This window comes from Rhodococcus sp. SMB37 (genome assembly GCF_004345605.1).
Lineage (GTDB): Bacteria > Actinomycetota > Actinomycetes > Mycobacteriales > Mycobacteriaceae > Rhodococcus.
In genome coordinates this window covers 480,157-505,181 of the sequence record NZ_SLVY01000002.1, presented here as the reverse complement: position 1 = coordinate 505,181, position 25,025 = coordinate 480,157, and the positions used below count along the sequence as shown (strand labels likewise).

Annotated in this window: 13 protein-coding genes; 8 read left to right on the top strand and 5 right to left on the bottom strand. The window is 66.3% G+C overall.

Annotation, left to right across the window (positions count from 1 at the left end; all coding sequences use genetic code 11):
- The first annotated feature begins 163 nt into the window (after positions 1–163).
- Positions 164–13,825: a non-ribosomal peptide synthetase gene (locus tag EV641_RS05720; protein WP_132471077.1), complete on the top strand. Its 13,662-nt coding sequence runs from the start codon at positions 164–166 to the stop codon at positions 13,823–13,825.
- Positions 13,826–13,997: 172 nt separating this feature from the next.
- On the top strand, positions 13,998–15,062 hold the full coding sequence (locus EV641_RS05715; RefSeq protein ID WP_054715136.1) for an alpha/beta hydrolase family protein: 1,065 nt from the start codon (positions 13,998–14,000) through the stop codon (positions 15,060–15,062).
- A 101-nt stretch (positions 15,063–15,163) separates the two neighbouring features.
- Here the strand turns inward: EV641_RS05715 and EV641_RS05710 are convergent, their stop codons facing one another.
- The 5 genes from EV641_RS05710 to EV641_RS05690 form a co-directional block, all read right to left on the bottom strand.
- Positions 15,164–16,207 (bottom strand): alpha/beta fold hydrolase, encoded by a 1,044-nt coding sequence (locus EV641_RS05710; RefSeq protein WP_054715139.1) that lies wholly within the window; start codon positions 16,205–16,207, stop codon positions 15,164–15,166.
- Between the two features lie 101 nt (positions 16,208–16,308).
- The gene (locus EV641_RS05705; protein ID WP_132471076.1) at positions 16,309–17,157 is read right to left on the bottom strand and encodes an ABC transporter permease; all 849 of its coding nucleotides are present in this window, start codon (positions 17,155–17,157) and stop codon (positions 16,309–16,311) included.
- A gap of 4 nt (positions 17,158–17,161) precedes the next feature.
- Positions 17,162–18,013 carry an ABC transporter permease gene (locus tag EV641_RS05700; RefSeq protein WP_132471075.1) on the bottom strand — a complete coding sequence of 284 codons (852 nt, stop codon included), beginning with the start codon at positions 18,011–18,013 and terminating at the stop codon, positions 17,162–17,164.
- Complete coding sequence (locus EV641_RS05695) at positions 18,010–19,020, bottom strand: ATP-binding cassette domain-containing protein (protein WP_132471074.1); 1,011 nt, start codon at positions 19,018–19,020, stop codon at positions 18,010–18,012. Before EV641_RS05695 ends, EV641_RS05700 begins: the two co-directional genes overlap by 4 nt.
- A 140-nt stretch (positions 19,021–19,160) precedes the next feature.
- Entirely contained in the window at positions 19,161–19,850 is a 690-nt protein-coding gene (locus tag EV641_RS05690; protein WP_132471073.1) for a GntR family transcriptional regulator, read from the bottom strand.
- A 189-nt stretch (positions 19,851–20,039) separates the two neighbouring features.
- Here EV641_RS05690 and EV641_RS05685 point away from each other — a divergent pair, with 189 nt between their 5' ends.
- From EV641_RS05685 to rplB, 6 genes are all read left to right on the top strand, one after another.
- The gene (locus tag EV641_RS05685) at positions 20,040–21,713 is read left to right on the top strand and encodes an amidase (RefSeq protein WP_199233142.1); all 1,674 of its coding nucleotides are present in this window, start codon (positions 20,040–20,042) and stop codon (positions 21,711–21,713) included.
- A 452-nt stretch (positions 21,714–22,165) separates the two neighbouring features.
- Positions 22,166–22,471 carry a 30S ribosomal protein S10 gene (gene rpsJ, locus EV641_RS05680; RefSeq protein WP_003938093.1) on the top strand — a complete coding sequence of 102 codons (306 nt, stop codon included), beginning with the start codon at positions 22,166–22,168 and terminating at the stop codon, positions 22,469–22,471.
- A gap of 39 nt (positions 22,472–22,510) precedes the next feature.
- Positions 22,511–23,164, top strand: coding sequence for a 50S ribosomal protein L3 (gene rplC, locus EV641_RS05675; RefSeq protein WP_132471072.1), 654 nt, complete (start codon positions 22,511–22,513; stop codon positions 23,162–23,164).
- Positions 23,161–23,844, top strand: coding sequence for a 50S ribosomal protein L4 (rplD, locus tag EV641_RS05670; RefSeq protein WP_132471071.1), 684 nt, complete (start codon positions 23,161–23,163; stop codon positions 23,842–23,844). Before rplC ends, rplD begins: the two co-directional genes overlap by 4 nt.
- On the top strand, positions 23,841–24,146 hold the full coding sequence (rplW, locus tag EV641_RS05665; RefSeq protein ID WP_054719983.1) for a 50S ribosomal protein L23: 306 nt from the start codon (positions 23,841–23,843) through the stop codon (positions 24,144–24,146). The genes rplD and rplW overlap by 4 nt, the downstream gene beginning before the upstream one ends.
- A 38-nt stretch (positions 24,147–24,184) precedes the next feature.
- Complete coding sequence (rplB, locus tag EV641_RS05660; RefSeq protein ID WP_054719986.1) at positions 24,185–25,018, top strand: 50S ribosomal protein L2; 834 nt, start codon at positions 24,185–24,187, stop codon at positions 25,016–25,018.
- The last annotated feature ends 7 nt before the right edge of the window (positions 25,019–25,025 follow it).

Here is a 25,025-nt window from a genome sequence, read left to right as displayed (position 1 = left end):
CTGTCCGACACGCCCGTAACGTGAGGAATCGTGCCCCGATGGTCTAATGGGGCTCGATACCGTCCGGTAACCTGCCGGACCTGACGTGGACGTAGGTGCGAGGAAAACAGTGGTGAGTGACGCCTGGCGTGAGCACGGGACGGGGCAAGGGGACAATACACGGATGAATCTCGATGATCGCCGTGGCGAGCGCCCGCCGGCTTCCGGACGCCCGCGCACCCGTCAGCGCCCGACGCGGCGTCGCGAACCTCGCGCACTACTGCTCCCGCAGCTGCTCGCTGCGGCGGTGGAACGCGCTCCGTCGGCCACCGCGGTCGTATACGAAGATCGTTCGTTGACCTACGCGGAGATCGACGAGGCATCCTCGAGGCTCGCCCGGCTGCTGATCGGCCAGGGAGTCGGCCCGGAGGACGTGGTCGCGCTCGCATTCGTTCGATCGCTCGAATCGGTCGTCGCGACGTGGGCGGTCGCGAAGACCGGTGCCGCATTCGTGCCGGTCGACCCGAACTATCCTGCCGACCGGGTCGAACACATGACCGTGGATTCCGGTGCGGTCCTCGGCCTGGCCCTTGCTGAGACGGTACCGACGTTGCCGGTGACGGCGCGCTGGATTGCACTCGACGATCCCGCGACGGTGGCGGAGTTGTCAGATCTTCCGGCGGAGCCGGTGTCGTTCGACGAGCGGGTTCGGACGTTGCGGGTCGAGAATACGGCGTACGTGATCTATACGTCGGGGTCGACGGGTAAGCCCAAGGGCGTAGTGGTGTCGCATTCGGGACTGGCGAATTTCTGTGCCGAGCAGGTGGAGCGGTACGGGCTGGGCCCGGGGTCGCGGACGTTGCATTTCGCGTCGCCGAGTTTCGATGCGTCGATGATGGAGTTGCTGCTGGCGGTGGGAACGTCATCGACGATGGTGGTGGCGCCGACGTCGGTCTACGGCGGGGTCGAGTTTGCGGATCTTGTTGTGCGTCATGGGGTTACTCATGCCTTCGTGACACCGGCTGCGTTGGCGTCGGTGGATCCGGCGGGGTTGGGTGTGCTCGAGTGTGTGGCGGTCGGTGGGGAGGCGTGTCCGCCGGATCTGGTGGCGCGGTGGGCGCCGGGTCGTCGGTTCTTCAACGTGTACGGTCCGACGGAGACGACGATCGTGATCACGATGTCGGATCCGTTGGTGCCGGGTGAGCAGGTGACGATCGGTGCGCCGATCCGCAATTCTGCTGGTCACGTGTTGGATTCGCGGTTGCATCCGGTTCCGGTGGGTGTGGCGGGTGAGTTGTATCTGTCGGGTCCCGGGGTTGCTCGGGGATATCACGGTCGTGCGGGGTTGACTGCGTCGCGGTTCGTGGCGGCGCCGGGTGGTGCGCGGATGTACCGGACCGGTGATGTGGTGCGGGGTCCGCGTGATGCTCGGTCGGGGATCGTGTATGTGGGGCGCAACGATTTTCAGGTGAAGGTGCGGGGGTTCCGTATCGAGTTGGGTGAGATCGATGCGGTGTTGTCGTCGTGCGCCGGTGTGGATTTCGCGGTGACGGTGGGGCGTTCGACTGCGGCCGGCGAGACGCAGTTGGTGTCGTACGTACACCGCGCTGCGGGCGTCGGCCTCGACGTCCGAGCGGTCTCCCGCGAGGCGTCCGAACATCTTCCCTCGCATATGGTTCCGTCGGTCATTCTCGAACTCGAGACCATTCCGCTGTCACCCACCGGGAAACTCGACCGCGACGCGCTACCCGATCCCGGACTGATCGTCACCGAGTTCCGGGCGCCGGAGTCCGCGACGGAGGTCGCGGTCGCGGCCGTGTTCGCAGATGTGCTCGGTATCGATCGGGTGGGTCTGGATGATGATTTCTTCGATCTCGGCGGAAACTCCCTCGTCGCGACCCGGGTCGCTGCCCGACTCGGGGAACGCCTCGACATGCGTGTACCGGCTCGTCTGGTCTTCGAGGGATCGACCGTGGTGGAACTTGCCGCGCTGGTCGATGCACATACCGGCGACACCACAAGGACGCCTCTCACTGCTGGACCGCGACCTGATCCGATCCCGCTGTCACCCGCACAACAGCGAATCTGGTTCCTCAACCGCTTCGACACGGCCTCCGCTGCCGACAACATCCCCGTGGCCCTGCGGTTGCGCGGCCGACTCGACATCGCCGCACTTCGCGCAGCCGTCCACGACGTGATCGAACGGCACGAATCGTTGCGCACCTTCTACCCCGACCGCGACGGTGTGGGCTGTCAGGTGGTCCTCGATGCGTCCGAGGTCGCGCCTCCCGTCGAGGTCGAGATCGTGCACCCCGCCGATGTGCCCGGCCGTGTCGCCCGCGCTGTCACCACCGGATTCGACGTCGCCGAAGAAGTGCCACTGCGTGTCGAACTGCTGCAGGTGGCCGACGACGAGCATGTCCTCGTGCTCGTCGTGCATCACATCGCGGCCGACGGAGCATCCACTGGCCCGTTCGTACGAGACCTCGCCACCGCATACTTCGCGCGCACCGCGGGCGAGACCCCCGCATGGTCGCCGCTCGAGGTGCAGTACGCCGACTACACACTGTGGCAGCGAGCGGTGCTCGGCCACGAGACGGACCGCGGTTCGGTCGCGGCACGCGAGATCGAGTTCTGGACGAGAGCGCTCGACGGACTACCCGACCGTCTCGACCTGCCGACCGACCGCCCCCGGCCCGTCGAGGCCTCCGGGCGCGGAGGCACCGTGCTGTTCGAGATCGACGTCCCCTTGCACGCAGCTGTCGCGGAGATCGGGCAGGCCACGGGCTGTTCACCTTTCATGATCGTGCACGCTGCGCTCGCAGCGCTGCTCGCAAGGTTGTCGTCCACTACGGACATCGCCATCGGCACCCCCGTCGCGGGTCGAGGCGAACAGGCCCTCGACGACCTCATCGGGATGTTCGTCAATACCCTCGTTCTGCGCACGGCCGTCGCGCCGGGCGACACGTTCGCCGCGCTGCTAGACAGAGTCCGCACCGGCGACATCGATGCGTTTGCGCACGCAGAACTACCGTTCGAGCGGCTGGTCGAGGTCCTCGACCCCGTGCGCTCGACCGGGCACCACCCGCTTTTCCAGGTCGCGTTGTTCTTCCAGAACATGGATCGTCCCGACCTGTCGTTGCCGGACCTCGACGTCGAGGCGGTCGACCTCGGCGGTGCCATCGCCAAGTTCGATCTCCAGCTGACCGTCACCCCGCGACTCGACGCCGGGAAACCGTGCGGAATGTCCGCGCAGTTCACCTATGCCACGGATCTCTTCGATGAGAACACGGTGCGCGGCCTCGCCGACGGGCTGGTCGCGACCCTCGATGCACTGGTCTCCGACCTCGACACCGTCGTCGGTGATGTCGACCTGCTGGCGCCCGACGTGCGCCGCGAACTCGTCCACGCCGTCAACGCCACCGACCGTGCCGTGGACAGCGGAACACTCCTGTCCGAGTACCGCGCCCAGGTTGTCCGGACCCCGGATGCTCCCGCAGTCGTCTTCGGCGATGAGGCGCTGACCTACGCGCAGTTCGACGCACGCGTCAACCGGTTCGCGCGGTATCTCATCGATACGGGCGTCGGCCCCGAGGCGCTCGTCGCGATCGGTATCCGTCGTTCCGTCGATCTAGTGGTGGCGATCTACGCCGTGATCACCGCGGGCGGTGCCTATGTCCCACTCGACCCGGACCATCCGTCGGAGCGGATCGGGCACATCCTCGACACCGCCATGCCGGTGTGCGTGCTCACCACCGTAGCGGACAGCCCCGATCTGCCCTCCGACGCGAATGCCGTCGAAGTCGACGCTCTCGAACTGGATCGCTACGCGGCACAGCCGGTTCAGGATTACGAACTGAGCGGGCCGATCCGGCCTGCCACTCCCGCCTACGTGATCTTCACGTCCGGGTCGACGGGACGCCCGAAGGGTGTCGCCGTGTCGCATGACGCGATCGTCAATCAGGTCGCCTGGATGGTGCACGAATACGCCATCGGTGCCGACGATGTGTACCTGCAGAAGACCGCCACCACCTTCGACGTGTCGCTGTGGGGATGGTTCCTGCCGCTGCGCAGCGGTGCGTGCCTCGTCGTCGCGGACCACGACGGGCATCGCGACCCGGCGTACGTCGCCGACATGATCGACCGTCACCGGGTGACGCTCACGGACTTCGTACCGTCGATGCTAACCGTATTCGCTGCACACGCCCCGGCAGGGAGTTGCTCCGGTCTGCGGCTCGTGTTCGTCATCGGTGAGGCGCTTCCCCCGGAGACCGTCGCCGCCTTCCGTCGCATCGGAACGAATGCGGCGGTACACAACCTCTACGGACCCACCGAAGCCGCGGTCTCGGTCACCTACCAGGCTGCAGACGCCACCGGGGTCGTGCCCATCGGGCTACCGGAATGGAACGTGCAGGTCTACGTCCTCGATGCGCGTCTGCAGCCGGTTCCCCTCGGCACACCGGGGGAGCTGTACCTCGGAGGAGTCCAGCTCGCGCGTGGGTACGTGCGCCGACCGGACCTGACCTCCGACCGGTTCGTTGCGAGCCCTCTCGGGCATACCGGCGAACGGATGTACCGCACCGGCGATCTCGTTCGGTGGATCCGCACCGGCGACGGCGCCGTCGCACTCGATTACCTGGGCCGTACCGACTTCCAGGTCAAGTTCCGCGGACAGCGGATCGAGCTCGGAGAGATCGAGACCGCGCTCCTCGCACACTCGGGGGTCACCCAGGTCGTCGCGCTCGTCGTGCCCACGCCGACCGGCGAACAGCTCGTGGCCTATGTGGTCGGTGAGTCCGTGGACCGGCAGTCGCTGCTCGCTACCGTGCGGGAGACGCTACCGTCGTACATGGTGCCGTCGGCGATCGTCGAGCTCGATGAATTGCCGCTCAACACGAGCGGCAAGCTGGACCGGAAGGCGCTGCCTGCGCCCGTCTTCGAGTCGCGAGAGTTCCGCGCGACACGAACCCCGGTCGAAGAGATCGTCGCCGGTGTCTTCGGCGATGTCCTCGATGTCGATCGGGTGGGCCGGGACGACGATTTCTTCGAGCTCGGCGGTAACTCGCTTGTGGCAACACAGGTCGTGGCGCGCCTCGGCTCCGCCCTCGGCACCAGGGTGGCGGTGCGCGCGCTCTTCGAGTACCCCGTCGTCGAATTCCTCGCCGCGCATGTCGAGTCCGCGTCGAGCGAGGGGTCCGTGGCGCCGTTGACGGCGCAGACCCGACCCGAGTGGATCCCGCTGTCGCTTGCGCAGCAGCGGATGTGGTTCCTCAACCGGTTCGAGCCCGACTCGTCCGTGAACAACCTGCCACTCGCGATCCGGCTGCGTGGACCACTCGACGTCGAGGCTCTGCGCGCCGCGGTGGCCGATCTCATCCGACGACACGAGTCGCTGCGGACCGTCTATCCCGAATCGGACGGTATCGCACAGCAGGTGATCCTCCCCGCGGCGTCGGCCGTACCCGATATCGTCGTGGTCGACACCGACCATGCTGACGTGGCGCGACACGTCGAGGCCACGGTGACGGGCGGGTTCGACCTCACCGAACAGGTGCCCTTGCGGATCTCCCTGTTGCGCCTCGGACACGACGAGCATGTGCTCGTCGTGGTGTTGCACCACATCAGCGGCGACGGTTTTTCGATGGGCCCGCTCGCACGGGACGTGATGCTTGCTTACACCTCGCGCGCGGAGGGCCGCGAGCCCGACTGGGCGCCGATGCCCGTGCAGTATGCGGACTACACGCTGTGGCAGCGCGAGGTCCTCGGGTCCGAGAGCGACCCGGAGTCGCCGATCACCCGGCAGCTCACCTACTGGCGCGAGACGCTGAAGGGCATTCCGGAGCAGCTGGACCTGCCCGCGGATCGGCCCCGCCCCTCGGTTGCGTCGTATCGGGGTGCGAACACCGCATTCGAGATCGACGCACCGACACACGCCGCACTCGAACAACTTGCCCGCGCGAGGGGTGCGTCGCTGTTCATGGTCGTGCACAGTGCACTTGCGGCGTTGCTCGCCCGGCTGTCCGGCACGGGCGACATCGTTGTCGGCTCGCCCATTGCGGGTCGCGGCGAGCTGCTTCTCGACGACATGATCGGGATGTTCGTCAACACCCTGGTACTGCGCACCGAGGTGAAACCGTCCGACACCTTCGGCGATCTGTTGGCCCGAGTCCGCGAAACCGACCTCGGCGCATTCGGACATGCCGACCTGCCGTTCGAACGCCTCGTCGAGGCCCTCGACCCTGAACGTTCCCAGGCCCGGCATCCGCTGTTCCAGGTCGCTCTGACGTTCCAGAATCTCGGGCAGTCCCGTTTCGACCTTCCGGGGCTGAGCGTCGAACCCGTCGATTTCCCGATCACCGACGCCAAGTTCGATCTGCAGGTCACCGTCGTCGAAGCCTTCGGGCCGGACGGGGTGCCCGGCGGAATGGCGGTGGCGCTCAACTACGCCACCGACCTGTTCGACGAGGCGACGGTGAGCGAATTCGGCGATCGACTCGGCCGGATGCTCAGTGCAGTCGCCGCCGACCCCGACACTGTGATCGGCGACGTGCCGCTGCTGACCGAGGAGCAGCGTGCCACGCTGCTCGAAGCGTGGAACGAATCGGGCACCCGGGCGAGCGACCGCACTCTCGTCCAGCGTTTCAGCGATCAGGCGGCGCGCACACCCGACGCGATCGCCGTGACGTTCGGCGACCGCCACCTGACATACCGCGACCTCGCTGCCCGTGTGAACCGGCTTGCACGTGAACTCGTCGATCACGGTGTGGGGCCCGACTCTCTGGTGGCCGTCGCGATGGCCCGCACCGACGACCTCGTCGTCGCGCTGCTCGCGGTACAGCAGGCCGGCGGCGGTTATCTGCCGATCGACCTCGCCTATCCTGCCGACCGCCTCGAGTTCATGCTCGCAGATGCGTCGCCGGTCGCCGTGCTCGTCTCGGGCGACCACGATGGGCTACCGAGCACCGCCATTCCCGTGATCGACCTCGCAGCGATCGATCTGTCGACCCGTAGCGATGCACCCGTGACCGACGACGAGCGCACAGCGCCGCTGCGCAGCGACAACCTCGCGTATGTCATCTACACCTCCGGATCCACCGGCCGCCCCAAGGGGGTGCAGGTTCCGCACCGGACGGTCCTCGAATTGTTCGAGAACACCCGAGCGGCTTTCGAATTCGACGGCGACGACGTGTGGGCCCTGTTCCACTCGTATGCTTTCGACTTCTCGGTCTGGGAACTGTGGGGTCCGCTGCTCCACGGCGGCCGGCTCGTCGTCGTCGATCACTTCACGTCCCGCTCGCCGGAGGACTTCCATGCGCTCCTCGTGCGAGAGCAGGTCACGGTGCTCAACCAGACGCCGTCGGCTTTCTACCAGCTCGCCGAAGCCGATCGTGTTGCGAAAGAGGGAGACTCGGGTCGACTCGCGCTGCGATACATCGTCTTCGGAGGTGAGGCGCTCGACCTGCGTCGTCTCGCCGACTGGTACCGCCGACACACCGACGATGCGCCTCGCCTGGTCAACATGTACGGCATCACCGAGACCACGGTGCACGTCTCCCGCCTCGAACTGGCCTCGGACGACAGCAAGACCGCGGCCAGCCTCGTGGGCCGCGCGATCCCGGGGCTCGGCGTGTATGTCCTCGATCCGCGGCTGCGGCCGGTCCCCGTCGGGGTCCCCGGCGAGATGTACGTGTCCGGCGATCAGCTCACCCGCGGGTACCTCGGCCGCGGTGCGCTGACCGCGGGACGATTCGTCGCGGACCCGATCGGCTTGCCGGGGACTCGCATGTACCGCACCGGCGACATCGCGCGCTGGTCCGCCTCCGGGCAACTCGAATACGTCGGACGCAGTGACTCCCAGGTGCAGCTGCGTGGATTCCGTGTCGAACTCGGAGAAATCGAAGCCGCGCTGACCTCTGTCGAGGGTGTCGCGCATGCAGTCGCCGTGGTGCGGACCGACGCGCACACCGGCGACAAGCTCGTCGGATACGTCGTCCCACGCGCAGGTACCAACGTTGTGCCCGCCGAGGTGCTCGACGAGGTCGGGCAGTTCCTGACCGGATACATGGTCCCCGACGCGATCGTGATCCTCGATGCTCTGCCTCTCACTCCGAACGGAAAGCTCGACAAGAAGGCGCTTCCTTCTCCGGTGTTCGTGGGAGACAAAGAATTCCGTGCACCCGCGACGCCGACGGAGGTAGCGATCGCCGAGGTCTTCGCCGACGTGCTCGGCATCGACGAGGTCGGCGTCGACGACTCGTTCTTCGCGCTCGGGGGCGACAGCATCGTATCGATCCAGCTGGTGTCGCGCGCCAAAGCGCTCGGGATCGTGTTCACGCCCCGGGAGGTCTTCGAGCAGCGCACCGTGGCCGGACTCGCCGAGGTCGCGCGGATCGGTACCGGGACCGCACCCTTGCTCGTCGAACTCGAGGGGGGAGGAGTCGGTGACATCCCGCTCACCCCGATCGTGCGTTACATGGTCGAGCGCGCGGGCAGCTTCGACCGCTACACCCAGACCATCGCGCTCGAACTGCCCGAAGGCATCACACGTCCGGACGTGGTCGCGACCCTTCGTGCCGTTATCGACCGGCACGATATGCTGCGGGCGTCCCTGCGCCGGAGCGGCACCGGAGAATGGGTGCTGGCCACGACCGCACCGGGCTCGGTCGACGTCGATTCTCTCGTCTCCCACGTGGAGGTGCCTGCCGATGCGGACGACGACCGGTGGCGCAGTATCGCGGCCCGCGAACTCGACAGCGCCGAGGCGCGGCTCGATCCGTCGCGCGGCACCGTCCTGCAGTTCGTCTGGCTCGATCCCGCACCGGGCGCAGACCGCACCGGGCGGATGGCCGTGGTCGCCCACCACCTCGTGGTCGACGGAGTGTCGTGGCGAATCCTGGTGCCCGACTTCGTGACTGCCTGGGCGCAGATCGATCACGGACAGCCCGCGGCGCTGCAGCCGGTCGGAACGTCGTTCCGGACCTGGGCTGATGCCCTCGTTCGCAGTGCCGGCGATCGCACGGCAGAGTTGCCGATGTGGACGTCGATCCTGGCCGGACCCGACCCCCTTCTGGGTACGCGTGCCTTCGACCCCGCAGTCGATCTTGCGTCGACGGTCGAGAAGGTCCAGGTCCGGGTCGCAGCCGAGGTCACCGACACACTGCTCACCACAGTTCCCGAGCTCTACCACGGCAGCGTCAACGACGTGTTGCTCACTGGCCTTGCATTGGCGCTCGCCGGGTGGCGTCGCGATCGTGGCACGGATGAACTGTCCGCGCTGATCGGACTCGAGGGCCACGGACGCGAGGAAGACCTTGTCCCCGGGGCCGACCTGTCACGCACCGTGGGCTGGTTCACCGCGATGTTCCCTGTGCGGCTCGACCTGTCCGGCATCGACCTCGACGACGCCATCGAGGGCGGAGCAGCCGCCGGCACTGCACTCAAGGTCGTCAAGGAACACCTGCGGGCCATCCCCGACAAGGGACTCGGCTACGGACTGCTCCGGTACTGCAACTCCGACACCGCTGGGCAACTCGCACATCTGCCGTCCGGTCAGATCAGCTTCAACTACCTCGGACGTCTCGACGCCGGCGAGGTGTCCCAGGGTCAGGCCGCAGAATTGGGCTGGCTACCCGCCGGCGACCTCGGTGACCTGTCCGGTCGCGACGACAGCGACGCTCCCGCGCTCGCCTCGGTGGACATCAACGCGGTGGTCATCGGAGGGGAGCTCGGCGCGAACCTCGGATTCCCCGCCGGTCTGCTCGACCGCGACGACGTCGAGGAACTCGGACAATGGTGGGTGCGTGCACTCGAAGCGCTCGCCACTCACGCGGCACGCCCCGACGCAGGCGGGCGGACACCGACCGATCTCCCCTTGGTCGAGGTCACCCAGCGCGACATCGACGCCTGGGAAGCGGAGTACCCCAACGTGTCCGACGTCTGGCCGCTCGCACCGTTGCAGTCCGGATTGCTTTACCACGCGTTGCTCGCCGAAGGACAGTCCGACGTCTACAGCACTCAGGTACTGATCCACCTCGCCGGACTCGTCGACCCGGCACGTCTACGAAGCGCTGCCGCCGCACTTCTCGACCGGCATCCCAACCTGCGGACTACCTTCGTCTCGGGTGAATCCGGTGAGCCGGTCCAGGTTGTCGTCGACGACGTCGTGCTGCCGTGGCGGGAACTCGACCTCACCGGGCCGGGGAACCCGGCGGCCGACACTGTCGAACTCGACGCGGTGTTGCGCGCCGACCAGGACGTGGCCTTCGATCTGGCAGCGCCGCCGCTGATCCGCTTCACAATGGTGCGGACGGGATCCGAATCCTGGACGCTCGCGGTCACGAGCCACCACATCCTCCTCGACGGCTGGTCGATGCCGTTGCTGATGAAGGACCTGTTGGTGCTGTACGCGACGTCGGGTGATGCTGCGTTGCTCGGTCGGGTGCCGTCGTACCGCAGCTATCTCGAGTGGCTGGGGCGCCGCGACCACCGCGAATCGGTCGACGCGTGGGTCCACGCACTCGGGGGGGTCGACGAACCGACACTGCTGGTCGGCTCCGAGGCCGGCGACGCCGGAGCCACTTCGGCCGAGCACCACATCGATCTAGGCCGCGACCGCAGTGACACCCTCGGAGAGGTCGCAGCGAGGCTCGGCGTCACGGTCAACACCGTCCTGCAGGGTGCGTGGGCGACACTCATCGCCCGCACGACCGGTCGTGACGACGTCGTGTTCGGTACTACCGTGTCGGGCCGGCCCGCGGACCTTCCGGGCGTCGAATCGATGGTCGGACTGTTCATCAACACGTTGCCCGTCCGCGTGCGACTCGGCGACTCGGCAACCACCGAGGAACTGCTCCAGCGCATCCAGGTCGATCAGGCGTCGCTTCTCGACCACCATCATGTGGGCCTCGCCGAGATCCAGCAGCGGACGGGTCTCGGAGCGCTCTTCGACACCCTGCTCGTGTACGAGTCGTATCCGGTGGACCGTAGCGGCATCGCAGAGGCGGGATCGGTCGACGGACTGATCGTCGCCGGCGTCAACACCCGCGACGCCACGCACTATCCGCTGACCGTCGCCGTCACCGCGGAAGACACCGTCACGCTCGGATTCAAGTACCGCAGCGACATTCTCGATGCCGACACCGTGACCACGCTTGCCGCCCGGTACCTGCGGATCATCGACGGCATCCTTGCCGACCCCGCGGTGCCGGTGGACGCCCTGCCGTATCTCGACTCCGACGAATTCGAGGACCTGGTCCACCGCGAGGGTGGACCGGCCGAATCTCCGGTTCCGCTCGGTGATCTCCTCGTGGCGGCCGCCGAGGGCAACCCTGACGGCGTCGCTGTGGTCCACGACGGGCGCGAGTGGACGTACGCCGAGCTCGACACGTTCTCGTCGCGATTGGCGAGATTGCTGATCGGACGTGGCATCGGTACAGAAGATGTTGTGGCCCTCGGTCTCACACGCTCGATCGAGTCGGTCGCCGCAGTGTGGGCGGTGGCGAAGACCGGTGCCGCGTACGTACCGGTCGATCCGAACTACCCGGCCGATCGTGTTGCACACATGGTGTCCGACTCGGGAGCGGCGCTCGGCCTTACCGTGACACAGCATCTCGTCGGGTTGCCCGGCGACGTCGAATGGATCGACCTGACGTCGGAGGACACGGTGGCCCGGATGGAGACGAGCCCGGGCGGCCCGGTCGCGGCGGGCGAGCGCGTACGTCGTGTGCACGCCGGCAATACCGCTTACATCATCTACACGTCAGGCTCGACGGGGCTCCCCAAGGGTGTCGTCGTCACTCATTCCGGGTTGGCGAATTTTGCTGCCGAGCAGCGTGATCGGTATGCATTGGGCGTCGACGCCAGGGTGTTGCACTTCGCATCGCCGAGCTTCGACGCGTCAGTGCTCGAGTTGTTGATGGCCTTCGCGGCCGGCGCGACGCTCGTGATTGCTCCGCCGACCATCTACGGCGGGCGTGACCTCGCGGATTTCATCCGGGCCGAGCGCGTGACGCACGCATTCATCACACCGGCCGCGATCTCCTCCCTGGACCCAGAGGGACTCGATGAACTTCGTGTCCTCGTGGCAGGTGGAGAGGCGGTGCCACCCGAACTGGTGTCGCGCTGGGCTTCCGGCCGCGCGTTCCACAACGGTTACGGCCCCACGGAAACCACGATCATGACCAATATCAGCGCGCCGTTGGCTCCTGGTGACGACGTGACGATCGGCGGACCGATCCGCGGTGTCGGTGCCGTCGTGCTCGACGTGCGCTTGCGGCCCGTCCCGGTCGGCGTTGCAGGTGAGCTCTACCTGTCGGGTGTGCAACTGGCGCGCGGGTACCACGGGAGAGCGGGATTGACATCCGACCGCTTCGTTGCCGACCCGTTCGGATCCGGCGCCCGCCTCTATCGGACCGGGGATCTGGCCCGTTGGACCGACACCGGCGACATCGTCTACGTGGGTCGGTCGGATTTCCAGGTCAAGATCCGTGGATTCCGAATCGAACTCGACGAGATCGATGCGGTGCTTCGTCATGACGATGCGGTGGATTTCTCGGTCACGATCGCTCGGACATCCGGGGCAGGCGTCGTGCGGCTCGTCTCGTACGTGACCGCGGCGCCCGGTCGGGTCGTCGAGACGTCGGAACTCCTCCGCACGGCAGCGCGCTCGTTGCCACGTCACATGGTTCCCGACGTGGTTGTCGTCCTCGACTCCATGCCACTGACTCCGGTCGGCAAGCTCGACCGCGCGGCCCTCCCTGAACCCGCAACGTCGATGCGGCCGCACCGTGCTCCCCGCACGGGGCTCGAAGCGCTGGTCGCACGCGTGTATGCGGAGGTGCTCGACGTCGACCGGATCGGCTTGGACGATGACTTCTTCGACCTCGGGGGCAATTCCCTCGTCGCGACCCAAGTGGTTGCGAGACTGCGGGACGAGATCGGCGTGGCTGTGCGTGTCCCCTGGCTGCTCGAGTCGCCCGTCGTGAAGGACCTCGCGGCCCGGCTCGGCGTCGATGTCGAAGCGGGCGCGGAAGTCGAGGGCGTCGCCGTCTCGGAAGCGGATGCGGCCCTTTCCGTGATCCTGCCGCTGCGCGCCGGGGACCCCGCGGAATCGGTGTTCTGCCTGCACCCGATGATCGGGCTCGCCTGGACCTACGCGCCGCTCGCGGCGCGCCTGGACGGACCTGGCGCCGTGTACGGGGTTCAGACGCCGGTGTTGACCGAACCCGATTTCGCCGGAGCGTCACTGGACGATCTCGCGCGCAGGTACGCCGACGAGATCGTCGCAACCGTGCCGCACGGACCGTACCGATTGCTCGGCTGGTCCCTGGGCGGTGTGCTCGCGCATGCGGTGGCGGTCGAACTCCAGTCCCGCGGTCTGAGTGTGGAGAAACTCGCGCTGATCGACAGTGTCCCGCGGATCGACACCGACCGTTTCGAGTCTGAGATCTCGGAGAACCTGCGCACCTTCGGCGTCGAGGTGGATCCCGGGGCACTCGACCGGCAGCTTCCTCGTGAGGCCGCCGAAGCGCTCGTGCGTGCGGTTCCGGCGGAACTGATCGAACTCGATATCGAGAGGACCCAACGCATCTTCGCTGCGGCGATGACGTCACCGGACCTGATCAACCGTCACGAACCCGGAGTGTTCACCGGTGACATGGAGTTCTTCAGTGCGGTGGAGGAACACCCGACCGAAGCGGACGCCGCGGACCTGTGGGTGCCGTTCGTCACGGGAGGCATTCGTACCCGGTTCGTACCGGGGGAGCACGGAGAGATGATGGAACCGACGGCGCTCGACGTGATCGTGCCTGCTCTGGACAGTGATCGTGTCGATCTTGATCCACAGTGATCGCCCGGTATGGTGTGCTCGCGCAGGACTGTCGGATCGCAGATGCGCGATCCACGGTAACGTGCACGCCTGACCTGTAGATATACGTATTGCTGCGCCGGACGGTGCGCCTCGGACGCACCCGAGGTCTGGAAATCATGTCCCGGAAACGGGTCTGAGGAGGTTCAAGCGAATGAAGGTTGTCGAGTCGCGGACATGCACTCGAAGGACGAGACTCGCCGCGCTCTCGGCAGCTGTCGTAGCACTGCCGTTGTTCTTCGGTGGAGCCACGGCCGCGGCCGACCCCGTCTGGGACAGTGAGCAGCCTCTCGAGGTGGTCGAGTCCGCGAACGGCTCCTACATCACGCGTATCGAGCAGTACGGGGAGCAGCAGCTCCTCGTCTACGTCCACTCGGCGTCGATGAACAAGGAAGTCCTGCTCGATGTGTGGCGCCCCGCCGATACCAGTGAGCCCCGCCCGACGCTGTATCTTCTGAACGGCGCCGGCGGCGGCGAGGACAGCGCGACGTGGCGGTTCCGCACCGACGCCATCGACTTCTTCAAGGACAAGAACGTCAATGTCGTCTCGCCGGTCGGTGGCAAGTGGAGCTACTACACCGACTGGAAGAACGAGGATCCGGTTCTCGGCGTGAACAAGTGGGAGACCTTCCTCACCAAGGAGATCCCGCCGCTGATCGACGCCGCACTCGGAACGAACGGCGTCAACGCGATCGCAGGTCTCTCGTCGTCCGGCACATCGGTTCTGCAGCTCGCCATCGAAGGCGGCGACCTCTACAACGGTGTGGCGGCGTACAGCGGCTGCGCGCAGACCTCCGATCCGTTGGGGCAGCAGTTCGTGAAGGTGACCACCGAAACCTGGGGCGGGGGAGACACTCGCAACATGTGGGGCGAGCTCGACGACCCGATGTGGCGCGAGAAGGACCCGTATATCAACGCAGAGCAGCTGCGTGGCCTCGAACTGTACATCTCGAACGGCAACGGCCTGCCCGGCCCGTACGACACGCTCGACGGCCCTGAGATCGACGGCCAGGTGGACGTGCTCGCGAACCAGGTGGTCGTGGGTGGCGTGATCGAGGCGGCCACCAACTACTGCACGCACAACCTGCAGAACCGCCTGAACGAACTGGACATCCCTGCCACCTACAACTTCCGCGACTCGGGTAGCCATTCGTGGGGCTACTGGCAGGACGATCTGAAGGATTCGTGGCCGGTGCTCCAGCGCGCGCTCGGACTGTGATCCTCGCCGGACATCTTCGATCCGGCATCCGACGAACAGGGCCCCTCCGCCCAGGAGGGGCCCTGTTCGCGCTTCGGGGCAGTGTCGGTCGGGGCCGAGCGCTATGCGGTTCCGGGTGCGTCCGGAACAGTGCAGGGCACTTCGTGGGCACCGGCGTAGGCGGGATCGAGTGCCGACTTCAGCAGATACAGCGATTCGGGCAGCATCAGCATCGTCGAATGATCTGCGGGCGACGACGGGCACAGGTCCTGGACCCACTTGTTGTAGACCTCGGCCCCGGGGTCGGGCTCGAGGAACGAGCTCTCCGGAGGCGTCACGATCTCGTCGTGCCGGGTCGCAATCGACGTGTAGGTGATCCCTGGCAGTGTCTCGGGTCCGTTGTTGAGGGCAGCAAGCACCCGAGAACCGATGAGCTGCTGCTGCCCGGCGACACCGAGGTTGGTGCCGGCGAACAATGCCTGGGCGACGATGTCCTTCCCGTTCGTCAGACCGAGGATTGCCAGCGCCCCATACAGCTGCTGGAGTCCGTTGAAGGACGTGCCGTGGTTCGTCGCTCCGAGCATGACGAGGTTCTCGACCTTGTTGCGCGCCGGGTCGACGGGATCGGCTCCACCCTCGAATTTCAGGTACTGCCGCGACAGCATTCCACCCTGTGAATGACCCACCAGATCGACTTTGTCGCTCCCGGTGTGCTCGAGAACGGCGTCGACGAAGTCCCGTACCTCCACTGCGGACTGCTCGATGTCGGTGACGCCCCAGATCGTCGTATCGGGATCGAACATGGCCGTCGCGCCGCCGTAGTTCAGCGCGTAGACGCAGTAGCCGAGGTCGGCGAGCTGTGGCGCGACGATGGGCCACGTCTGCGTCATTCCCGACCCGGTTCCGTGTACGAGTACCACCGGGCGTGGATGCTCCGGGGACGGGACACAGTCGAGATCGTTCGTGCCGTCGGTACTGGGCCCCATCGTGGAGAGCAGCTCGGAGAGGCGGTTGTAGCTCGTAGCGGGGGAATCTGTGGAGACCTCGCCAGGAGGCAGGTCGGCGGTGGGCTGGGCAGACGCGATCGCGGGTGTGGTGGCCAGCGACGCCGAGACGGCAAGGGTAGCGGTGGCTGTGGCCACAGCGATCCGGCGCGCAAATTTCATCGGAGCTCCTCGGGCGGACAGCCGGGTCGTGGCGTATCCGTACCTGGTTGGACGCAAGTGAGGTTAGCAGCGGCAGCCGTGTCCGTCCGGGAAGTTCAAGGTCATCCCTGTTGGGCTGCCCGTCGATAGCCGCGGATCGCGGGCACCAGGAACAGGACGAACATCCCGAGCGACCATGCCAGGGTCTTGATCATCGGTTCGGCCAGCGGCCCACCCACTGCGAGTGCGCGCATGGTGTCGATCGCACACGACATCGGCTGGTTGGCGACGATCGGCTGCAACCAGGTCGGATAGGCCATGACCGGCACGAACCCCGAATTGAAGAACATGAGGAGGGTGCACACGATCGATACCATCTCGACGAGCGGGATCTTGGTCGACAAGGTGGCCAGAACGGTCACCATCATGGCGAATCCCATCCCGAACACGATGGGTACCACCAACATCAACATCGTTGCCGGGATGCCCTGCGTGAACCGGAAGCCCATGACGACGCCTGCGGCGAAAATCACAATCGAGGTGACGAGGACGCGAACGGCCTCGGCCATCAGGCGCCCCACCAGCCCCGCTGATCGGTGGATCGGCAGCGTGTAGAAGCGGCTCAGCAGGCCGGACTCGCGTTCGGCGCGCAACCCGACAGCGCTGACGACGGAGCCGAACATCGCACCGACCAGCACGATCATCGGGACCGTCCCGAAGATCGACGGCTGCCCCGTCGCGGCCGTGATGCTGTCGCCGAGCACGATCCGGAACATCACCAGCGTCAGTGCGGGATAGATCAATGCCTGGATCATCGTCGCCGGATCGCGGGCCCAGCGAAGGAGGAGCCGGCTGCACTGAAGGCGGCTGTGCTCCCACAACGCGGCGAAGGACCCTTCGCCGACCACGGCATTCGGTGCCGGATATCCGAACGACCCGGTTCCCGTCCCCATCGCAGCGTCCTGACTCATCAAGTCACCTCCGCCTCGTGTTCGCCCACACGGCAAGAGGTAGACACACCACGGTCAGCCCGACCAGCCACAGCAGGCTCGGGAAGAACACCTCCCAGGTGACCCCACCATCTGCCATGTCGCGCATCGCGAACGAGAACTGCGAGATCGGCTGGTTACGGACGAACGGGCGGATCCATTCGGGGAAGCCCTGCTCGGGAACGAAACCGCACGACAGCATCCCGAGGATCAGCTGTGGAAGCGTCAGCGCCTGGGACGTCGCTTCGGGGCTCTTGGAGAGGCTGCCGATTGCGTCGGCTCCCAGGCACAGCACGAGGCTGATCGCGAGTGCCGTCACTCCGAAGAGGACCGCTTGTCCGAGTCCCGCGGTGAACCTGAAACCGATCACGTAGCCGAATCCGATCGCGGCGAACAGCGAAATCACTGATCTCGTCAGCCCCGCCGTCATGCGCGAGAGCAGCGGCACGGTCGCGCCCACCGGCATCGTCTTCAACCGGGTCGTCAGCCCGGTCGTGGCCTCCTGTGCCGCCATCTGGGCCGCGGAGATGGCAGTGAACGCCATTGATTGAAGGACGATGATCGGCATCAGGAATTGCGCGTAGTCGATGCCTTGCATCTGCATCACGAACTTCAGCGGCAGATAGAATCCGAGACCGAAGACGAACGGTGCGATCACAGCGATGATCAGTTCGCCGTATCGGGCCATCGTGCGCAGGGTGCGTCCGGTAAGCGCCGACCACTGCGACACCGAGTTCGGGTGGACACGGCGGTGCGATCCGGACCGCCGGTCGGGAACGCTCACACTCGCGCCGCCGGGTACCCGACCCGCCGGAAGATGCTCGGTGCGGGCCGTCACGCGCCCCCTCCCGCCGCGGCGGCATCGAGTTCGGGGGGTGCCGTCGACGCGCTGTGGCCCGTCAGCTGGAGGAACACGTCGTCCAACGAAGGTCGACGCAATCCGATATCGGCGAGTTCGATGTCGAGGGGCGAAATCAGATCGAGCGCCTCCGTGAGGGTCGCCGCTCCGGCGGGAGCCGGGATGGACACCCGGTCGAAGTCGCCGGGAGCCGCGAGATCGGCACGGGTGGACTCGGGAACGAGGGATCCGAGCGCGTGGACGATCTGTGGTAGGTCCGCCGGATCGACGGGGACGATCTCGCAGTAGCTACCTCCGGTCGAGGCCTTCAGTTCGTTCGCCGTGCCCCGCGCGATGACCGTCCCCTTGTCGATCACGATGATGTTGTCGCTCAGTACGTCCGCTTCTTCGAGGTACTGGGTGGTCAACAGGGTCGTGATGCCCTGTTTCTTCAGGGATTCGACCAGCGACCACACACCTTGACGCGATCGTGGATCGAGTCCGGTGGTCGGCTCGTCCAGGAACACGACCTCGGGCCGGACCACGAGTCCGCACGCGATGTCGACACGGCGGCGCATACCACCCGAATAGCCTTTGACCGGTCGGCGTCCGGCCTCGACGAGGTCGAACTCGCGGAGCAGTTCGTCCGCGCGCAGCTTTGCCGAAGCCTTGTCGAGTCCCATCAACCGTCCGAACAGTACGAGGTTCTCCCGCCCGGTGAGAGTGTCGTCCAATGCTGCGAACTGCCCGGTCATCATGATCGAGCGTCTGACCGCGGCAGGGTTGGTCTCGACATCGTGACCTGCAACGACGGCGCGCCCGCTCGAGGCCCGGATGAGCGTCGACAGGATCTTGACCATGGTGGTCTTACCGGCACCGTTGGGGCCGAGTACGGCGAGGACCGAGCCTTCCGGAGCTGAGAAATCGACACCGGCGAGTGCGTGCACATTCCCGAACGACTTGTGGACATCCTCCACGAGGACTGCATGGTCGTGGTTGCTTCGCATCCGCACTCCACCGTCGAACTCGGTCCCTGTCGGGACTCGGTCATGGCCCGTCCAGCGGGGGTCCCCGCCTCCTGCGTCGAGATGCTACCGCTCGGGGACGTTCCCGGCCGGGTGTCCGAGAACGCCGGTTCGAGATGAGATCAGGACCAGATGCCGATGTCGTCCAGATGCCGGACGAGGCGGCGTGCTCCGTCGGTGAAATGGTCCCGGGTCTCGGTTCCGGCCGTGTTCGGGTCGTGCTCGCGGAGCGCGTCGAGAATTCGGTGGTGCGCTGCGACGGCCTCGACGCCCCATTCCTGGTCGGACGAATAGAAGTGCGCGGGCGTGTAACGCGTCGCGTTGTGCAGGAACCATGCGAGTTTTCGTGCGGCAGCAGCCCGGTTGAGTGTGCGGTGGAAGGAGAACTCGAGGGTCTCGATACGTGCGCCGTCGCCGGTCCGAACCGCGTCGCTGAACCTGACGTTGATGTCGTCGAGCTCAGCGATCGTGTCGTCACCGATGGTTTCCGCTGCACGCGCGGCGAGTTTCTCGGCGATGCACCCCTGCAACCAGAAGACGTCGTCGATGTCCGATCGGGTCAAAGGCGCTACGACGTAGCCCCGGTGCGGAACCAGTTCGACCAAGCCCTCGCCGCGAAGGGTGAGCAGGGCCTCACGAACCGGGGTGACGCTGACCCCGAGTTCGGCCGCAGTCTCGTCGAGCCGCACGAAGTCTCCCGGGCGCACGTCGCCCGCCATGATCCGATTGCGGACGAACGACGCCACATCATCCGACAGCTGGGGGCGACGTCCCAGGTGGCGAGAGGAGCCGGACCGGTTGGGCGGGGGCATCGGCTACTCCTGTGTGTTCATCATCGGTGTCGGGTGGGGTCGAGAGGGCATGTCGATCCGGGGCATTATCGCGTACGGCACCTTCTCGTGCTGTGAAATCTCCCGACGGCGACGGTTCTCCGTCGACATCTGCGCCTGTCCCGGTACGCCGATTCTGCGCTCACACCCCATCCGTGCTTCGCTGGGGAGATGGGTAGTGCATTCTCTCGCCGACGGATGTTGGGTTCACTCGCGGGGGGTGCGCTGCTCGTGAGCACAGCCACTGCGCAGGTCGGCCACGCGTCACCAGGACATCGTCGCCCCACGACACCGGGACACAGGCTCCCGGATCCGGGCACGGTGGATGCGACGGACCCGGCGCTGTTGAGTGCGGTCGAGGCTGCGAGTCTCCTGCACGCCGGCCGGCTGCATCCGAAGGAACTGCTCGATGCGTGCCTGGCGCGGACGCGGGAGTTCGACGGTCTCACCAGCGCATGGGTCCGGCTGTATCCGGAGTTCGCGTACGCAGGCGCAGACGCGGCGGGGGAGAGGCTCACGCGGGCGCGGAGCGAGGGGACTCCCGCACCCGATGTCTGTGGTCTGCCGATCGCCCTCAAGGATATTTTTGCGGTGTCGGGGCTGCCGCTCACCGCGTCGAGCAGAGTGCTCGAAGGGAACATCGCAGCCGGACACTCCGGTGTGTGGAGCAAGCTCGAGGACGCCGGCGCAATCCTCATGGGGCACGCCCACACCGACGAGTTCGCGATCGGTGTCGCGACGCCACAAGTGGGTAATCCGTGGAACACCGAGATGTCACCGGGTGGGTCTTCGGGTGGCAGTGCAGCGGTCCTGGCCGCCCGCTTCGCCCCGCTGGCGGTCGGCAGCGACACCGGAGGATCGGTGAGGCTGCCTGCGAGCGCATGCGGAATTTCGTCGATCAAACCCACCTACGGGCGGATCACCTCCCACGGCATGATTCCGCTGACCTGGACCCGCGACCACGTCGGACCGATGGCGCGGAGTCTCGCCGACGCATCGATGATGTTGTCGGCCCTCGCGACCGTCGACGTCGATGATCCGATCACCGCGCTCGGCCCCCCGGTTCCGGCAGGTGGCTATCCGCTGGCAGCGAAAGGGGGTGCGTTGCCGTTGGCCGGGGTTCGGCTGGGACTTCCGCCGTCGGATCTCCCGCCTTCGCTGCAGACCCTGTTCGACGACGCCATCCAGGTCGCGCGTTCGCTCGGTGCAGAGGTGGTTTCCGTCGTGATGCCACCGACTCCGACCTCGCTCGCAACGGGCGATGTGGTCGAGATGGGTTCGTACCACCGGCAATTCGCGGATCGGATCGGCCTGTATCGGCCGGAGCGGGTGACCAGTGTGGGGGCTGCGGTGGCGTCGCTGGCGGTCCCTGTCGTGGATTACCTGATGCTCGAGCGCGACCGGTTGCGCTACCAGTACGACTACAACAGGCTCTTCGCCGACAACGATCTCGACGCGGTCATGATCCCCGGCACTCGGGTGGACGGCGCGCTGCGCGAGGAGTTCCTCGGCGTGAGTGTGACCGAAGGCGTACCGGGGGACGTGAAGTGGGCCAACTATTCGGGTGCGCCCGTTGTGACACTTCCGGTGGGGCGGTCGTCTGCGACGGGAATGCCGTTCGGCGTGCAACTCGGTGCCAGGCCTTGGCAGGACGAACGGATCATCGAAATCGGCCTCGAGCTGCAGGAAGCGATCCCGGTGTGGCGGGATCTGCCCGATCTGGCGCCGGCGCCGGGAGCTGCGCCCGAAGTGTTGCAGGTCGCACCCGGCCCCGGTCCCGACCCGACCAACACGGTGGATGCGGCAGCACCGTTGCGAACGCCCCCGATGAACGCGATGGATTAGGGCTTCCGTCTCGGCCGGGGGAGCATTCCCGGAGTTGTACTCAGTGGCGAATTGCTGCATACTGGTCGGGTTGCCTTGACCGGGCCATGGATGTTTCGCGGCTCGGAACGGTGAAAGTAGTAACAGTCGCGGATCGAGCCTTTACGGCCAGGTCGCGGCCACATGCAAGACGGAAGCAGCACCAACGTGCGCTCGTATGAGCGCATCCGGTCCCGTTCTGTGCGGTGTCGAAGCGAAAGTTTCGGCGCCGAGGAATGAGCGGCGCAGCGACACGCCCGACCGCGTGGACCGGAGAACAATGACAGATGAACAGCGGCAGCGGATCGGGTGAGCCCGGATCGCTATGTGTATGAGTGCTGTTCTCTGTCGCCGTTCCGTTCGGAACTGTGCAGACGAGGTGGCTCCCGATTCATTCGGGCGCTACGAAACGCGGCAAGAAAAGGACACTAAGCGTGGCGGGACAGAAGATCCGCATCAGGCTCAAGGCCTATGACCACGAGGCGATCGACGCATCTGCGCGAAAGATCGTCGAGACGGTCACCCGTACGGGTGCCCGCGTGGTCGGCCCGGTGCCGTTGCCAACGGAAAAGAACGTGTACTGCGTCATTCGCTCGCCGCACAAGTACAAGGACTCGCGCGAGCACTTCGAGATGCGTACTCACAAGCGGCTGATCGACATCCTCGACCCGACGCCGAAGACGGTCGACGCACTCATGCGCATCGACCTCCCGGCGAGCGTCGACGTCAATATTCAGTGACTTACAGCGAGCTTGTAGAAGACGCAGCGGAGAGAACAGATGACTAACCAGATCAAGGGAATCCTGGGCACCAAGCTCGGCATGACCCAGGTCTTCGACGAGAACAACCGGGTCGTTCCGGTGACCGTCGTCAAGGCCGGACCGAACGTGGTCACGCAGATTCGCACCGAGGAGCGCGACGGCTACAACGCCGTGCAGCTCGCATTCGGCGCCATTGCACCGCGCAAGGTCAACAAGCCGGTTCGCGGCCAGTTCGACAAGGCCGGCGTGACCCCGCGCCGCCACCTCGTCGAGCTCCGTGTCGAGGACGCCTCGGAGTACGAGGTCGGCCAGGAACTGACCGCAGAGGTGTTCGAGGACGGCGCATTCGTCGACATCACGGGCACCTCCAAGGGCAAGGGCTTCGCCGGCACCATGAAGCGTCACGGCTTCTCCGGTCAGGGCGCTTCGCACGGTGCGCAGGCTGTGCACCGTCGTCCCGGTTCCATCGGTGGCTGCGCCACCCCGGGCCGTGTCTTCAAGGGCACGCGCATGTCCGGCCGTATGGGTAGCGACCGCGTCACGACGCAGAACCTCTCCGTCCACAAGGTGGACGCCGAGAACGGTCTGCTGCTTATCAAGGGCGCGATCCCCGGCCGCAAGGGTGGCCTCGTGATCGTCAAGACTGCAGTGAAGGGTGGTGCACGGGCATGACCAGCACCGAGACCGCAACCAAGCTGACGCTGGACGTCAAGGCTGCAGGTGGCAAGACCACCGGCACCGTCGATCTCCCCGCTGAGATCTTCGACGCCCCGGCGAACATCGCATTGCTGCACCAGGTGGTTGTCGCGCAGCTCGCTGCCGCACGCCAGGGCACGCACTCGACCAAGACCCGCGGAGAGGTCCGTGGCGGCGGCCGTAAGCCGTACCGCCAGAAGGGCACCGGCCGCGCACGTCAGGGCTCGACTCGTGCACCGCAGTTCGTCGGCGGCGGCACGGTCCACGGCCCGCAGCCGCGCGACTACAGCCAGCGGACGCCCAAGAAGATGAAGGCAGCCGCCCTGCGCGGTGCCCTCTCCGACCGGGCGCGCAACGAGCGCATCCACGTGATCACCGAGCTCGTCGCGGGTCAGACCCCGTCGACGAAGTCGGCGCGCACCTTCCTCGGTGAGCTCACCGAGCGCAAGAACGTGCTCCTGGTGGTCGGACGTGCAGACGTCGCCGCGTGGAAGAGCGTGCAGAACCTGCCGAACATCCACGCGCTCGCACCCGATCAGTTGAACACCTACGACGTCCTCTACAGCGACGACATCGTGTTCAGCGTCGAGGCGCTCAACGCGTTCATCCACGGGCCGGCCGAGTCGGCTCAGGAAGTCAAGGAGGAGAGCAAGTGAGCACGATCGCCGACCCGCGCGACATCCTGCTGGCTCCCGTCGTCTCCGAGAAGTCCTATGGGCTGATGGAGGAGGGCACCTACACCTTCCTGGTCCACCCGGACTCGAACAAGACGCAGATCAAGATTGCCGTCGAGAAGATCTTCGGCGTCAAGGTGAGCAGCGTCAACACCGCCAACCGTCAGGGCAAGCGCAAGCGGACGCGGTTCGGTTACGGCAAGCGCAAGGACACCAAGCGCGCGCTCGTGACCCTGACCGCCGACAGCAAGCCCATCGAGATCTTCGGAGGACCGGTCGCCTAGGCGCCGGAACTCGCGAGAGATAGAGGACGAGAAGACTCATGGCAATCCGTAAGTACAAGCCGACAACGCCGGGCCGTCGTGGCGCCAGTGTGTCGGACTTCGCCGAGATCACTCGGTCGACGCCCGAGAAGTCGCTGATCCGCCCACTGCACGGTCGCGGTGGTCGTAACGCGCACGGTCGTATCACGACCCGGCACAAGGGTGGCGGACACAAGCGCGCATACCGCTTGATCGATTTCCGTCGCAACGACAAGGACGGCATCCCGGCCAAGGTCGCTCACATCGAGTACGACCCCAACCGCACCGCCCGCATCGCACTGCTTCACTACGTGGACGGCGAGAAGCGCTACATCATTGCCCCCAAGGGCCTGGTGCAGGGCGCTCCGATCGAGTCCGGCCCGACGGCCGACATCAAGCCGGGCAACAACCTTCCGCTGCGCAACATCCCGACCGGTACCACCATCCACGCGGTGGAGCTGCGTCCCGGTGGCGGCGCCAAGATGGCCCGTTCGGCCGGCGCGAGCATCCAGCTCCTCGGTAAGGAAGGCACCTACGCCACGCTGCGTATGCCGTCCGGCGAGATCCGTCGCGTCGACGTGCGCTGCCGCGCAACCGTCGGCGAGGTCGGCAACGCCGAGCAGTCGAACATCAACTGGGGCAAGGCCGGCCGTATGCGCTGGAAGGGCAAGCGCCCGACCGTCCGTGGTGTGGTCATGAACCCCGTCGACCACCCGCACGGTGGTGGCGAGGGCAAGACCTCGGGTGGTCGCCACCCGGTCAGCCCGTGGGGCAAGCCCGAAGGCCGTACCCGTAAGAACAAGGCGTCCGACAAGCTCATCGTTCGTCGCCGCCGTACCGGTAAAAAGCGCTAGTCAAGGA